General features: G+C 41.0%; 13 protein-coding genes. 5 read left to right on the plus strand and 8 right to left on the minus strand.

Going from position 1 to position 14,577, the window contains the following annotated elements; all coding sequences use genetic code 11:
• Positions 1–128: 128 nt before the first annotated feature.
• The 3 genes from RI561_RS10660 to RI561_RS10670 are packed head-to-tail and all read right to left on the minus strand — an operon-like array spanning position 129 to position 2,180.
• On the minus strand, positions 129–881 hold the full coding sequence (locus RI561_RS10660; protein WP_395080224.1) for an SIMPL domain-containing protein: 753 nt from the start codon (positions 879–881) through the stop codon (positions 129–131).
• Complete coding sequence (locus RI561_RS10665; protein WP_395080225.1) at positions 838–1,458, minus strand: hypothetical protein; 621 nt, start codon at positions 1,456–1,458, stop codon at positions 838–840. Before RI561_RS10665 ends, RI561_RS10660 begins: the two co-directional genes overlap by 44 nt.
• Entirely contained in the window at positions 1,455–2,180 is a 726-nt protein-coding gene (locus tag RI561_RS10670; protein WP_395080226.1) for an SGNH/GDSL hydrolase family protein, read from the minus strand. Before RI561_RS10670 ends, RI561_RS10665 begins: the two co-directional genes overlap by 4 nt.
• A gap of 222 nt (positions 2,181–2,402) precedes the next feature.
• Between RI561_RS10670 and RI561_RS10675 the strand changes: the two genes are divergently transcribed.
• The 4 genes from RI561_RS10675 (at position 2,403) to dnaJ (ending at position 8,905) form a co-directional block, all read left to right on the plus strand.
• On the plus strand, positions 2,403–5,264 hold the full coding sequence (locus tag RI561_RS10675; protein ID WP_395080227.1) for a TonB-dependent receptor: 2,862 nt from the start codon (positions 2,403–2,405) through the stop codon (positions 5,262–5,264).
• A gap of 18 nt (positions 5,265–5,282) precedes the next feature.
• Positions 5,283–6,932, plus strand: a complete 1,650-nt coding sequence (locus RI561_RS10680; RefSeq protein ID WP_395080228.1) for a hypothetical protein — start codon at positions 5,283–5,285, stop codon at positions 6,930–6,932.
• A gap of 195 nt (positions 6,933–7,127) precedes the next feature.
• Positions 7,128–7,706: a nucleotide exchange factor GrpE gene (locus RI561_RS10685; RefSeq protein WP_395080229.1), complete on the plus strand. Its 579-nt coding sequence runs from the start codon at positions 7,128–7,130 to the stop codon at positions 7,704–7,706.
• Between the two features lie 8 nt (positions 7,707–7,714).
• The gene (gene dnaJ, locus RI561_RS10690; RefSeq protein WP_395080230.1) at positions 7,715–8,905 is read left to right on the plus strand and encodes a molecular chaperone DnaJ; all 1,191 of its coding nucleotides are present in this window, start codon (positions 7,715–7,717) and stop codon (positions 8,903–8,905) included.
• 130 nt (positions 8,906–9,035) lie between these two features.
• Here the strand turns inward: dnaJ and RI561_RS10695 are convergent, their stop codons facing one another.
• From RI561_RS10695 to RI561_RS10710, 4 genes are all read right to left on the minus strand, one after another.
• A complete protein-coding gene (locus RI561_RS10695; protein WP_395080231.1) occupies positions 9,036–9,356 on the minus strand; it encodes a heavy metal-binding domain-containing protein in 321 nt (106 codons plus the stop codon).
• A 144-nt stretch (positions 9,357–9,500) separates the two neighbouring features.
• Entirely contained in the window at positions 9,501–9,746 is a 246-nt protein-coding gene (locus RI561_RS10700) for an RNA recognition motif domain-containing protein (protein ID WP_395080232.1), read from the minus strand.
• A gap of 121 nt (positions 9,747–9,867) precedes the next feature.
• On the minus strand, positions 9,868–10,353 hold the full coding sequence (purE, locus tag RI561_RS10705) for a 5-(carboxyamino)imidazole ribonucleotide mutase (RefSeq protein ID WP_395080233.1): 486 nt from the start codon (positions 10,351–10,353) through the stop codon (positions 9,868–9,870).
• Positions 10,354–10,421: 68 nt separating this feature from the next.
• Complete coding sequence (locus tag RI561_RS10710; protein ID WP_395080234.1) at positions 10,422–11,582, minus strand: 5-(carboxyamino)imidazole ribonucleotide synthase; 1,161 nt, start codon at positions 11,580–11,582, stop codon at positions 10,422–10,424.
• A 177-nt stretch (positions 11,583–11,759) separates the two neighbouring features.
• Here RI561_RS10710 and prfA point away from each other — a divergent pair, with 177 nt between their 5' ends.
• Complete coding sequence (gene prfA, locus RI561_RS10715) at positions 11,760–12,833, plus strand: peptide chain release factor 1 (RefSeq protein ID WP_395080254.1); 1,074 nt, start codon at positions 11,760–11,762, stop codon at positions 12,831–12,833.
• Between the two features lie 89 nt (positions 12,834–12,922).
• Here the strand turns inward: prfA and RI561_RS10720 are convergent, their stop codons facing one another.
• The gene (locus tag RI561_RS10720) at positions 12,923–14,530 is read right to left on the minus strand and encodes a phosphoenolpyruvate carboxykinase (RefSeq protein WP_395080235.1); all 1,608 of its coding nucleotides are present in this window, start codon (positions 14,528–14,530) and stop codon (positions 12,923–12,925) included.
• Positions 14,531–14,577 lie beyond the last annotated feature (47 nt).

A 14,577-nucleotide genomic window follows, 5' to 3' on the forward strand; every position in this document is an offset into this window, starting at 1 on the left:
CGGGCCGTCTGATCGATGAGGAAGGCTTGGAGTTCGAATTGATATCGATTGGAAAGGCTGGAGTGTATGAATTCACCAAAACGGTCAGACGGACGGCAAGCCGTCAGACCGAGAATCATTTATCACAATTACTCTATAAAATAACTTATGTTCACGTTGGCACGCACTTCTACGGTTTGGGAAAAATCCATCATAGAAGCATCTCTAGACATGGACATAACTTCTGCTGAAGTTGATTTATTCGGAATGCCTACGTAATGATCAGAATGGTTGATGGATAAAACCGGTCCAAGGGAGATGCCCGAAGTTTCAGCAATTAACTCGGCCCGTTCTCTAGCTGCCTGGAGAGCTGAAATTAGGGCTTTTTCTTTCCCCTCGGCTATTTTGGTGGATGAAAAGCTACCGCTGAAAGAGTCAAAACCATTTTCAATTAAGGTAAGTTGTATTTCTTCATACAAAGAAAAGTCACTGAAAGTAATACTCACCGATTGGTTTGTTGAGGTGACATATTCAGGCTCTTCGTTGCCATATCTATTGCTACTGACTTGTCTTCGGTTCATGCGGATTGGCTCATAATCAATACTATCCTCACTAATATTTAAATCTTGTAGCAAGCCGGCAAGTAAAGATTCGTGTTCCTTATGAAGTTCAAAAGCCTGTTGAGGTGTTTCTGCCTCAGCATTTATGTTGACGTTAAAGATGATTAGATCAGCCGGTAACATCTCCGACGCGCTCATATTAATGGTGATGGTGCGTTCATTGGCAGGCTGTTGAGCTAAGGTGGTGCAGCTCATCCCAAACAGGAGGAGGCCGAAAGTAAGAACCATTCGGCTTAGTTTACTGCCATTCAATACCATATTCTTTTTTAATCCTTTGTACATCTGCATAATTTGTTCCTTCGTTAAGTTTGAAAATCCGGCTACCCAATTGATCAAATTCATGAACATCGTAACCGGCTCTGTACCAACCTTCTAACAGTTCAAAATATTGTTCATGTTTCTCTTTGTTTTTGAGAAGCATCCCAAAATTTGATTCATCCCCATCGTTGGCAACCTGCATATGCAAGAGCGTGCGGTGGTACCCAAATTTGATTGACTTCATCAGGTAGATCCTGATTTCCGAATTTTCATCAATATAAATGGGAGAGTCGGGGTATTTTTCAGGATTTTTTTTAGGCTGAATTGAAATCCGTTGGTGAGATATATTCACTTTTCCGGCATGTCGGCTAAGGAAAAGTGAGGTAAAGGCGAATCCATAGCCAAATACCATTCCTGCTGCCATAAGAAAATCACCCCACTCTGGAATATTGAGGTTTAGGTGGTCAAGAGTGTAATAGCTAAAAAACATGGCAAGTACTAAAGCTATACCAATTCTATATTCGGGAGTCTCAGTAGTGTATATCTTTGATTCATCGTTATCTTTTGCAAGACTCGATTTTAACAGAGCAAATTTTTTCATGGCTGTATAATTTGAGTAACCGTTGGCAACATTTTTTCTACCCACATTGCATACATTTTGGCGGATGGATGAAGCTCATCTGAAGCTAAAAGTGTACTATCTTTGGCAGCAAGTTCAGAAATAGAGGTTATATTCACAATAGGGATATTGTATTCAGCTGCAATTTTTTCAGCGATATCATTATACGTTTCAATTTCCTGCAGTATTTCATCTGGATTTCGGGATTCTGCAAAAGGGGTAACCCCGTAATTAGGAATTGAAATCACAAAAATACGATCCGCATCAGAATTAGCAAAAGTAATTGCTTGTTCCAGTAATTCCCTGAACTCTTTTCGATAGAAGTCAATATCCATTCCTTGGTACTGATTGTTCACACCAATTAACAGGGATACAAGATCATAAGCTGAATCAGGTTTAGCTTCGTTAATACCATTTTGGAGATCCGCGGTTGTCCAGCCGTTGACAGCAATTATATCTGTTTTCTGAAGTGGAATATCAAGAGTTTGTAACGAATCTCTGAGTTGGTAAGGCCAGCTCTGTTCCGGATTTATTCCGGTTCCGATAGTATAGGAATCACCCAGGGCAAGATAGGATATAGACTCAATTTCAGGGGATGAATTTGGATTTTCAGCTTTTTTAACATCGTTATTACACCCCGAGAGTAGCAGTAAAGAAATATTTATTAGTATGAATATATTTGAAAAAAAGGCTTTAAAGTTCATTGAAGGCTTATTTTAATATTAAATGATAGGATTGAAGAATAATACATGATGGGGTTTTATGCAGGAATAAAAATAATGGAAGCGCTTGCATTTATCCTAAAAACAGACTTTTATTTGTTATGATTAAAAATGGCCAAATAGTTATCCTATAATGTTGGGAATACAAATTTACAGATGGAGTAGAATTGGCCAAAAAAAAACAATAATTAAAGGATCAATATTATGAGCAACATGATTCAACGAATTTTAGCATTATGTATGGTATTTACGCTGTTTGTAGGTACTGTCAGTACATATGCTTCCAATAAAAAAGATGATACAGTAATATCAGGTATAGTTACTGATGATGAAGGGATACCGTTGGCCGGAGTCAATATTCGGGTTGAAGGTAAGGTGGTAGGTACTTCTACCGGAACAGACGGACGCTTCGAATTAACGGTACAGCAAGACCCTCCCTTAACTTTAGTGGTTTCTATAGTTGGTTTTCAGTCCCAACAGGTTGAAATAACTCAACCCGTGGTTGAAGATCTTGAAATCGTGCTGACAGAAGAAACGGTATCCGGAGGTGACTTAGTAATTTCAGCTTCAAGGGTTGAAGAAAGCATCCTAAAATCACCGGTTTCCATTGAAAAAATGGATGTATTGGATATCCAAACGGCTGCTTCCCCGTCTTTTTATGATGCAATCTCAAATTTACAAGGCGTTGATTTCAGTTCTCAAAGTATGACCTTTAAGTCCATCAATACCCGTGGATTTGGCGCCAATGGTAATACCCGGTTTGTTCAGCTTATCGATGGTATCGATAATCAGGCACCGGGTCTTAACTTTTCTGTTGGTAACATTGTAGGTATTTCAGAGCTTGATCTTGAAAGTGCTGAATTAATTCCCGGTTCGGCTTCAGCACTTTACGGGCCAAATGCCTTAAATGGAATTCTATTAATGAACAGTAAAAGTCCATTCGATTATCAGGGACTTTCATTCAGCGTAAAGCAAGGAGTTAATCACATTGACAGCCAGGTTGAAGAAAACCCGGCCCTATATCAAAGCTATGATTTTAGATATGGAAATGTGGTCAATAATAAATTCGCCTACAAAGTAACTGCTTCTTATCTCAGAGCTCAGGATTTTGTTGCCCAGGATTACAGAGATCAAAGTGGCATTGTAGAACGCGGTGACTACCCGAGAGGTGATCGCAGAGTGTTTAATGGAGTAAATATTTATGGTGACGATATATTTAACCTTGGTTCCATTGCTGATGGTGTGATTGCCGGTGGAGGTGAATTAGGAGAATCAATCGCGGCTATTCGTACACTCATTCCTGATGGACCGGCCGGAAATTTTTCAGCTCCGGGTTTTAGAGAATCAGAATTTGTAGATAACACAACAGAAAGTTTAAAGTTTGGAACAGCCCTCCATTATCGTATTAATGATAATTATGAAATTTTAGGTCAATACAACATTGGTTTTGGTAGTACAGTATATACTGCAAATGACCGATTTGTACTGGATGACTTTAATATATGGACGGCTAAGTTTGAGCTTCGCAATCCAAATTTCTTTCTACGTGCTTATACCACACAGGAAGATGCCGGAGACTCCTATGCAGCCAATACCGTAGCAACACGGATAAATCAGGAGGCTTATCTTCTTCCGTATTTTGAAGAATTTGCTGATGCTAGAACACAAGGCGATACTGTTGATGAAGCTCACGCACAGGCTGCACAAGTTGCAACAGCAAGTCAGCAGAATTACTTGCCAGGCACCGATAACTTTGATGAGATGGTCAGCGACTTACGTTCACTATCCATTGCAGAAGGTGGGGCGTTATTCCTTGATAAATCAGATCTCTACCACGCTGAAGGAATGTACAATTTCTCAAGTGTGATCGACCCAGAAACTATTGAATTGATCGGTGGAGCAAACTACCGCATGTATGACTTGAACTCGGAAGGAACGCTGTTTGCATACGAAGATGTCCAGAATCAGGAAGAGTTTAACATCAACGAATGGGGAGCTTACATTCAGGGATCCAAGACGTTATTAGATGACCAAATTACCTTGCAAGGTTCTATCAGGTATGATAAAAACGAATATTTCGATGGACAATTCTCTCCCCGAATCTCTGCAACATTTACCGTTGCTGAGGACCACAACTTCCGTGCTTCTTACCAAACCGGATTCCGTATCCCAACCACACAAGATCAATTTATAAACCTTGATGTAGTAAGTCGCTTGCTTATAGGAAGTAATCAGGCATTAGTTGACCGTTACAGATTTGAAACCAACACGGTTTATACTGCTCAAAGTGTTGAGGAAGCTCAGGAAATTGTAAATAGTGGTGGTTCTTCCTCTGATGCACGAGGAGCTTTGGAATCAGTTGAATTTGAAGAATTCGACACGGAAAAAGTTGAAACTTACGAAGTAGGGTACAAAGCTATGCTGTGGGATAAACTCATGGTTGATGCTTATTACTACTACAGCTCGTACACGGATTTCATAGCTGAAATTCAATTTGTCCAGGGAGTTCCAAACGGGCTTACAAGTGACCCCGGTAGTTTTGATCCTAATAGTGAAGCAGGACAAGATGCTATTATTAATGGCGGTGTTCCCACACAGGAATACGGATTTGACGTAAATGCCGATGGTACTGTTGACTCACACGGTTGGGGCGTCAACTTAGAATATTCGTTGCCAAAAGGCTTTTTAGTTGGTGGTAACGTATCCTACAATGAACTGCTGGATCAGGAAGATCTGATCGATCAAGGATTCCGCGCCAGCTATAATACTCCGGAATGGAGATATAACCTGCGCCTGGAAAACCGAAGTCTATTTGATAATGTAGGCTTCAATACCACATACCGATGGCAGGATGCATTTTTCTGGGAATCCTCATTTGGAGCCGGTGTAGTGCCCGCTTATGGTACGCTTGATGCACAAGTCAGCTATAAACTTTCTGACTTCAATACCATTCTAAAATTAGGAGGAAGCAATATACTTAATGAGCGATACACAACTTCATTTGGTAATCCGAGAATGGGAGCCATTTACTATTTCTCCCTCACATTTGATCAATTCCTGAACTAATTAAAAAAGAGATTTATTATGAAACGTTTAAAACAACTATCAAAATTACTTTTAGTAACCGCATTCATTTTTGCGGGATGTGAAGGTCAGGAACAAGACCTAATTGACGATCGTCTCGAGAATAATCCACCTCCGGGAGGTTCAACTGAAAACTATACAGCCGGAGATGCTGATTTCAGCAACTATGTGGCTATTGGTAATTCGCTAACCGCCGGTTACATGGATGCTGCCCTTTATAATGAGGGACAGGAGAACTCTGTAGCAGCTATGATGAACTCCCAATTTGAAGTGGTAGGAGGAACTGAAAACTTCAACCAGCCTGATATTGATTCAGAGAATGGATTTAATACAGCAGTAGAAAACCCACAGAACGGAGCAATCTTGGGACGCTTCAAGTTAGATACCAGCATTCCGGGGCCTTCTCCTGTTATCGGAGGTGATCCTATTACCCCATATGTTGGCAATACGGCTGAATTGAACAACTTTGGTGTTCCCGGTATCCAGATAGGTCAGCTATTGACTCCCGCAACAGGAGGTCCTGATATTGCTCAAAATCCTGCATACAGTCCTTTTTATGCACGTTTTGCAAGCTCACCAAGCCAAGATGGGCAAACAGGTTCAACCATACTAGGTGATGCTATTAGTGCAAACCCATCATTTTTCTCTTTATGGATTGGAAATAATGATGTGTTGGGATATGCAGTTAGCGGAGGAACGAATAGTGCTATACTTACTTCACAAGGTGACTATCAACAGCGATTTAGTGCAGTCATAAATAATTTGATGCAGGTTCCTAACCTAAAAGGGGTAGTCATTGATATTCCGCCATTATTAGCTATTCCATATTTTAGAGCGGTGAGTTATGATCAAATTGAACTGGATCAGTCAACAGCAGATGCTCTTAATGCAGCCTTTGCAGGATTTAATGCTGCACTGGACGCAATTGTTGCTAACCTTGGTCATGATGCTGAAGATGCGGCAATGCGGAAGGTCAATTACCAAGCTGGAGCAAATCCAATTCTCATTAATGATGACAATTTGGAAGATTTAGGTCCCAAATTTGACATGTTATTGGCTGCTGGGGCTATTTCACCCGAACAAAGAGCAGCTTTAGCTCCATATGAGCAGGCAAGACCTATGCAGGGTAATATTCCTCAATTGGGTGACGAGTTGGTATTATTAACAGCAGGATCTGTTCTAGGAACTTTAGCTGACCCCAATAATCCTCAATCTCAAATTGGTGTTGTAGTACCTTTGGGAGATCAATACACGCTGACAAGTGATGAAATCATTCAGATTAAAACTTCTCGTCAGACTTTTAATGCCATCATGGCTCAGGTTGTACAGGGGGCGAATGCCAGCTCAACTCGTATTGCTTTCCACAGTACTAATGAAGCCAATGGTATATTTAAAGATTTATTTGGTTTGGATGGTAGCGGATTAGGTGTTCGGGTAGTTGGAACCCAGCTACAGCCAGACTTTAGTCCAAATGGAGTATTTTCTACAGATGGTATTCATCCCAACCAAAGAGGGAATGCATTGTTAGTAAACGATATTCTCGAAACGGTTGAAGAAACTTTTGGCTCAAACCTACCGGAAGTGGATGTACTGAACTTACCAAGTGTACAAGTTTGTGCAGGAAATTGTGTAAGTCAGATTGGTTCATAACAAATAAATTTTCTTTTAAACCCCGGCTTAACAGTTGTTAAGTTCGGGGTTTTTTTATGTCAAATTTCTGCACTGATGACAAAATGGGGTAAGTTTGACATTTCATTGGTTTACAAGAATAGATGGCATGTTATTTGCTCAAGTATTGTCAGATATTAAAAAATCAAGAATTTTACACAGATAGATTAAACATCAATGAGTAAAGAAAATATTTCAGAAGAAAAAATAACGAACGAAGAAGAGGCTGTTGAAAAGTCTCAGCATTCTGATGAGGAAATTTCACAAGAAAATGATGAAGCACCAGAAGCCGATGAAAAAGACTTGAAAATTGAAGAGCTTGAAGGTGAATTAGCATCAACAAAAGACAGTTTACTGAGAAAGGCAGCCGAACTCGAAAACGTGCGCAAGAGAGTACAGAGGGAACGAATTCAGCTATTTGAGGAAGCAAAAGCTGGTGCACTTGAAGATTTTATGCCTATTGCAGATGATCTTCTCAGAACACTCAAAGCCGCAGAAGAATCTGAGATTGAAGACAGTTTTCTGGAAGGTGTTCAGATGGTGGCTTCAAAATTTAAAAATGTTCTTGAAAAACACGGTGTTGAAAGAATTGACGATACCGGTGTCCCATTCGATGTAAACCTACATGACGCCATGATGAAACAACCCGCTCCCGATGAGGAAACCGGAAGTGATGTGGTTCTTCAAATCCTGGAAAGCGGCTATAAAATTGGTGACCGTACCATTCGTCATGCCAAAGTAATTGTAAGCGAATAACCTAATTTATGTCTACTAAAAGAGATTATTACGAAATACTTGGAGTTGATAAAGACGCTTCAGAATCTGAAATAAAAAAGGCTTATCGAAAAAAGGCTATGAAATTTCACCCCGATAGAAATAAAGGGGATGCTGAAGCGGAAAAGAAATTTAAGGAAGCTTCGGAAGCCTATGAGGTGCTGAAAGACCCTCAGAAAAAGGCTAAGTACGATCAGTTTGGCCATGCCGGAGTAAACGGTCAGGGAGGCTTTGGCGGTGGTGGTGCCGGAGTTGACTTCGATAATATGGGCTTTGAAGATATCTTTAGTCGATTTGGAGATATTTTTGGTTCCGGCTTTTTCGGAGAGGAAGCATTCGGTGGCGGTGGGAGACGTGGTCGTTCCCGTCGACGAAATGAACCGGGGCAGCCGGGGTCTGATATGAAAATCCGCATGCCGCTGACTTTGGAGGAGATTGCCTTTGGTGCCGAGAAGAAACTGAAGATTAAAAAGCAGATTAAATGTGATTCTTGTGGAGGAACCGGGGCCAAGACCAATTCAGATTTTGAGACCTGCTCTACCTGTAAAGGTATGGGGGAAGTTCGACAAGTTACTCGAACTATGCTTGGGCAAATGGTGAACGTACAAGCCTGTCCGGAGTGTAATGGAGATGGCCGGATTATTAAGGACAAATGTGACAAATGTTCCGGTGAAGGACGGATTAAAGGCGAAGAAATGATTAAGGTTAACATTCCGTCCGGAGTATCAAATGGAAATTATATTACGCTCAGAGGACAAGGAAATGCAGGCCGGAGAGGAGGATCAGCCGGTGATTTAATTGTTCTGATCGAAGAAAAAGAGCACGAACATTTTCAGCGTGATGGCAATAATATCTATTATAACCTAACCCTTAGTTTACCGGATGCCATTTTGGGCACTCAGGTTCAGGTCCCCACACTCAAAGGAAAAGCTAAGCTGAAAATAGACCCCGGAACACAACCCGGAAAAATGCTGCGGATGAGAGGTCGTGGCATCAAGGGATTAAACAACTCCGGGGAAGGTGATCAATACGTGCGTATTAATGTATATGTCCCTGAGAAACTATCTGATTCCGAGAAGCAAGCTATTGAGTCACTCAGAGGATCCGATAATTTCGATGCCTCAAACGCCGATGAAAACACGAAGAACTTCTTCTCAAGAATGAAAGATATGTTTGGGTGAATAGGTTTTAGTTGTTAGGGGCAAGGCTTTAGGTAAAGTTAAGTGAATTGAACAGTCACTTATATCTCTGAACATAGCAGCCATTAATTTTGATTGCGAGTTCTAACACCTAATGCCTTACTCCTAAAACCTATTCTGCTAAGACGGCAGTTCCACTTACTGAAACCATCAGCATGCTCCCGTTCGCTCCAATGGTCTCATAATCAATATCTATGGCTATGATGGCATTTGCACCCACGCTATCGGCTTTCATTTCCATTTCTTCGAAAGCCAGTTTTCGTGCAGACTGTAATTCTTTTTCATAAGCTCCGGATCGTCCACCAACGATATCCCGAATTCCAGCAAAGAAATCTTTAAAAATATTAGCTCCAAGTATAGCCTCACCTGTTACAATGCCAAGATATTTTTTTACTTCTTTGTGATCCAGGTTTTGGCTTGTCGTCATAATCATTTTATAGTCTCCATTTCTTTAAAAATTTACTTGATAACTTTACTGAAAAAAATAGAGAAAGTTGCTTTGCACTTTATTTTTTTCAAAAAAAAAGCCTTTCCGGTAGGAAAAGGCTTTTAAAAAAAATTAAAATCATATCTGATTTTAGTCGCGAGGCTTCGCTTCGTTAACTTTAACCGGGCGACCGTCAATTTCAGCACCGTCCAGTTGTTCAATAGCTGCTTCTGCTTCTGCTTTATTATCCATTTCAACGAAACCAAATCCTTTGGAACGTCCTGAATTACGATCGGTTATAACTTTTGCTGAGCTTACAGAACCGTAAGCCTCAAACACTTCTCTAAGTTGTTCACTGGTTACATCATAACTTAGATTGCCTATATAAATATTCATAGTCTATAAATCTGTTTTTAAAAATTGAAAGTTGGAAAAACTTATTGAGGACAACAAATTCATTCCATTTATGAAAGTAAGCTATTTTAAAGCATTCACAAAGGATTGAGAAAAGAAATATTTATTTCAAATTCTCCGTTTTTTTCATTGACTCATCCGCCATTTCTTTATGATAGGCTTCCAGTTTTTGAGCCAATCCTTCATCATTTACTCCCAGCATCCTAATCGCAAGTAAGCCTGCATTTTTTGCTTTTCCAATAGCCACAGTAGCAACCGGGATACCATTAGGCATCTGTACTATCGAATAGAGGCTATCTACCCCACCAAGAGCTGAAGTTTTAACCGGAACACCAATCACAGGTAAAGTAGTGTGGCTGGCTAACATACCGGGAAGATGCGCAGCACCGCCTGCACCTGCAATAATCACTTTGATTCCTCTGTCACGAGCTTCTTTACCATAATTCGCCATTACATCCGGAGTGCGATGTGCGGAAACAACACGCTTTTCATACGGAACCCCAAAGTGATCTAAAATTTCAGTAGCTTCTTTCATCGTGGACCAGTCGCTATCGCTGCCCATCACTACGCCGACAAGTGGATTGCTCATTATTCAGTAATTGGTTGATTTTAAATGTACTGTGGGAATATAGAATTCAGAATTCAGAATTCAGAATTTCAAATTTCGATTTTACGGGTCACATGCATTGCTTTCTTATACGTTTCTTCTAGGTTTTCACCCAGCAGCGTATAATGTGCCATCTTTCGTCCAACTTTGCTGTCTACTTTTCCGTACACATGAAGATGGCCATTTTCAGTGGAAAGAGGTTCTTCAACATGATCCGTTTCTGCCGGTCTTTGGTGAACTCCCAAGAGGTTGATCATAGCTGCGGCAGGTTTGTTTAGTTGGGTTGATCCCAGAGGAAGTCCTAAAACAGCTCTTACATGATTTTCGAACTGAGAAGTTACCGTTCCCTCAATAGTGTAATGACCGGAGTTATGTGGGCGTGGAGCAGACTCGTTTAAGAGTATGTCTCCATCTGAAGTAAGGAAAAACTCGTAAGCAAAAATTCCTTTACCGTCAATAGCCTCTGTGGCTTTAAGAGCAAGCTCTTGAGCTTTATTTTGGAATGTATCTTTAACAGGAGCGGGAGAGAGAACAGCCACACAAATATGATTTTTTTGCACGGTTTCGCAACATGGATAAACTACGGTTCCCGTTTCATTTCGGGCTACCTGCACGGCAAGTTCCTTAGTAAAATCAACAAAAGCTTCGGCAAGTATATCTTGTCCTTTATCACCACCGAGATTTATAAATGCTTTTTTTGCCTCTTCCAAGTTATGCACGGTCTCGTTTCCATATCCATCATACCCACCTTTGGAAGATTTCAGCATAAAGGGCCATCCGTAAAGCTCTCCAAATTCCTTTAGTGAAGATTCATCATCAACAATCTGATAAGGAGTTACAGGAATACCGGCTTTTTCAAACGTTTGCTTTTCGATCAACTTATTCTCGATCAGTGAAAAAGTGTCTGGAGATGGATAAATAGGTGTACCGCTTTTTTCTTGAACTTCCGCCAGGATATCTGAGCTGATGAATTCATTTTCGAGGGTGATGACATCACAGCCTTTAGCAAATTCAACCATATCATCCACAGAGTCAAAAGAACCGGAGGTTGAATAGGGGGTCATAAATTGAACCGGTTCATTTTCAGTTCGGTCTGAAAATACTGCTACCTGAATTCCAAATCGAAAGGCTTCCAGGGAACTCATTCGAGCCAGTTGACCGGCACCTAAAAAGCCAAGTTTGAGGTTTGAGGGGATGGATGTACGTGACATATTTTTTCTTTTGAAGGTAAGAAATTTGATATACGATGTTATAATTTTTAAAGAGTTAAAAAATATTGAGAGATTAGAAGATGTAACTAAATCGAAGAGCTACTCTGACTTTCTTTTTATTAATCCATCCGTGAATTGCTTAATTTCAGGACTGAAAATTAAGCCCCAAATATGGATATAGAAGAAAAGCTAAAGCAAATCAAATCAAGGTTCGAAGAAGTGAATGCAGCAATGAGTGACCCGGCTGTGTTTGACAACCCTGATAGATATACTGAGCTGACCAAAGAAAGAAGTGATCTCGAGGAATTAGTCCAAGACTATGACACTTGGAGAGATCTGAAAAACCGGCAGGAAGGCAATAAGGAGCTCATTGAGATGAATGAGGATGCCGAAATCACCGAAATGGCCCGGGAGGAGAATAAGGATATTAAGCAGGAATTAGCCGAGCTTGAGGAAGAGATCAAAATGAAGCTGATTCCAAAAGATCCCGAAGATTCCAAGAATGCCATAGTTGAGATTCGTGCAGGCACAGGGGGAGATGAGGCCGCTATTTTTGCTGGTGATTTGTTTGACATGTATCGCCGCTACTCAGATAAGCAAGGCTGGAAAATGAATTTGATGAATATCGCCGAATCTGAGAAAGGGGGATATAAGGAAATTGTGTTTAGCCTGGAAGGTGAGGAAGTTTTTGGGAAGATGAAGTACGAAAGTGGGGTTCACCGTGTACAGCGAGTTCCTGAAACTGAAAGCCAGGGTCGCGTCCATACTTCAGCTGCAACGGTTGCTGTTCTCCCCGAAGTTGAAGAGGTGGATATCGATGTAAATATGGGAGATGTACGGGTTGATACTTTTCGTGCCAGTGGAGCCGGGGGGCAGCACGTTAACAAAACCGATTCTGCTATTCGGCTGACCCACGAGCCCACAGGAATTGTAGTCGAATGCCAGGAAGAACGCTCACAGCATCAAAACAAAGAAAAAGCAATGACGATGCTGCGGGCAAAGATGTACGATATTGAACTCGAGCAAAAACAAAAAGAACGTGCAGCGGAGCGAAAGAGCCAGGTGTCAACTGGAGACCGATCTGCAAAAATAAGGACCTATAATTTCCCTCAGGGCAGATTTACGGATCACCGTATAAACCTCACCCTCTATGATTTGGATAACATTTTAAAAGGCGGTATTGATGAGGCTATTGAAGCACTTCGAGTTCAGGATAATCTTGAGAAACTAAACGCCCTGGCAGAGGAATAGGCCCAAGATTTAATACTAAGAACGGAAATAAAAAACCCGCTTTACAGTATAAAGCGGGTTTTTTGATAAATAATTTTTCCTGCTAATGCTTAATCTATTTTAGGAGCTGCATTTAGCAGTTCTTCACTTGCTTCATCGGCAAACTGCTTGAAGTTTTCAACAAACATAGATGCAAGTTCCTTGGCTTTGGCATCATAAGCATCTTTATCTACCCAAGTATCTCTTGGAACCAGAACATTTGAAGGGACACCATCTACAGCAGTTGGAACTTCCACACCAAATACGGGATCGGTAACAAAGTCACCATCATCGAGATTGCCGGCAATAGCTTCACTGAGCATTCGTCGGGTATGAGGTAGCTTCATTCGGTGACCGGTTCCATATTCACCGCCGGTCCATCCGGTGTTTACCAGCCATACTGTAGATCCATGTTTGCGAATTTTATCTGCCAGCAATTCGGCGTAAACCGTTGGATGGAGAGGCATAAAAGGAGCTCCAAAACAAGCTGAAAAAGTAGCCTGTGGTTCGGTGACTCCACGTTCGGTTCCTGCAACTTTAGCTGTGTATCCACTTATGAAGTGATACATAGCTTGTTCAGGAGTTAACCTTGAGATTGGAGGTAACACGCCAAATGCATCAGCGGTTAAGAAAATTATGTTTTCAGGATGTCCGCCTTTTCCGGTTTCACTCGCGTTCGGTATAAACTCAAGGGGATATGAGCAGCGGGTATTTTGAGTAAGACTTACATCATCAAAATCCGGCTCTCTGTTTTTATCCAATACTACGTTTTCGAGGATAGTACCCGGCATTTTTGTGGTTGCATAAATCAGCGGTTCATTCTCCTCAGAAAGGTTGATGGTCTTAGCATAGCATCCACCTTCAAAATTGAAAGTACCTTCATCGCTCCACCCGTGTTCATCATCACCAATTAATGTTTTGTCAGGATCAGCTGACAGCGTGGTTTTTCCGGTTCCTGAAAGGCCAAAGAACACGGCAGTCTTCCCATTTTCATCGTGATTTGCAGAGCAGTGCATGGCCATAACTCCTTTCTTGGGGAGCAGGTAATTCATTACTCCAAAAATGCCTTTTTTCACTTCACCTGAGTATAAAGTTCCTCCAATCAGAATAATTTTCTTTTCAAAATTACAAAGGATGTAGGTACTGGTTCGCGTACCGTCTATTTCTGGATCTGCTTTTAAGTGCGGAGCAGCAAGCACCGTAAATTCCGGCTCGTGAGTTTCTAACTCTTCATCTGTTGGGTTAATAAACATATTGTGAGAAAAAAGCCCATGATAAGCGGCTTCACTTACTACCCGAACATTTAGCCGGTTATTCTCGTCAGCTCCGCAATAAAGGTCTTTTACAAAAAGGTCTTTGTCTTGCAGGTAATTTTTTGTTTTCTCAAACAGGTTGTCAAAAACTTCTTCAGAAATGGGCTGATTAATTTCACCCCAGTCAATATCATCATGAATGGAAGGCTGATCTACAATAAATTTATCTTTGGGAGATCGTCCGGTATATTGCCCGGTCAAAACCCTGAGGGCATGATCTTTTGTTAGGATAGCCTCTCCACGGGTAATAGCCTGTTCATATAATTCGGCAGGAGAAAGGTTCCAAAATACATTTTCGTTGTTTTCCAGACCCAAATAATCGAGTCCCTTTTTACTTTTTGGGTGAGATTTGTAATCTACGCTCATGCTGTGTTTTTGGTTGTTTTTTTAAGAGTTCGAAAGGTAAGCATTTG

It is taken from the genome of Gracilimonas sp. (genome assembly GCF_031581265.1).
Classification (GTDB): Bacteria; Bacteroidota; Rhodothermia; order Balneolales; family Balneolaceae; genus Gracilimonas.

Bases quoted from the DNA above. Each gene is read 5' to 3' on its own strand.
- dnaJ (WP_395080230.1), top strand. From the start codon at position 7,715: ATGTCTACTAAAAGAGATTATTACGAAATACTTGGAGTTGATAAAGAC.
- RI561_RS10695 (WP_395080231.1), bottom strand. From the start codon at position 9,356: ATGATTATGACGACAAGCCAAAACCTGGATCACAAAGAAGTAAAAAAA.
- purE (WP_395080233.1), bottom strand. From the start codon at position 10,353: ATGAGCAATCCACTTGTCGGCGTAGTGATGGGCAGCGATAGCGACTGG.
- RI561_RS10680 (WP_395080228.1), top strand. From the start codon at position 5,283: ATGAAACGTTTAAAACAACTATCAAAATTACTTTTAGTAACCGCATTC.
- RI561_RS10710 (WP_395080234.1), bottom strand. From the start codon at position 11,582: ATGTCACGTACATCCATCCCCTCAAACCTCAAACTTGGCTTTTTAGGT.
- RI561_RS10720 (WP_395080235.1), bottom strand. From the start codon at position 14,530: ATGAGCGTAGATTACAAATCTCACCCAAAAAGTAAAAAGGGACTCGAT.
- RI561_RS10685 (WP_395080229.1), top strand. From the start codon at position 7,128: ATGAGTAAAGAAAATATTTCAGAAGAAAAAATAACGAACGAAGAAGAG.
- RI561_RS10665 (WP_395080225.1), bottom strand. From the start codon at position 1,458: ATGAAAAAATTTGCTCTGTTAAAATCGAGTCTTGCAAAAGATAACGAT.
- RI561_RS10660 (WP_395080224.1), bottom strand. From the start codon at position 881: ATGTACAAAGGATTAAAAAAGAATATGGTATTGAATGGCAGTAAACTA.
- RI561_RS10670 (WP_395080226.1), bottom strand. From the start codon at position 2,180: ATGAACTTTAAAGCCTTTTTTTCAAATATATTCATACTAATAAATATT.
- RI561_RS10700 (WP_395080232.1), bottom strand. From the start codon at position 9,746: ATGAATATTTATATAGGCAATCTAAGTTATGATGTAACCAGTGAACAA.
- RI561_RS10675 (WP_395080227.1), top strand. From the start codon at position 2,403: ATGAGCAACATGATTCAACGAATTTTAGCATTATGTATGGTATTTACG.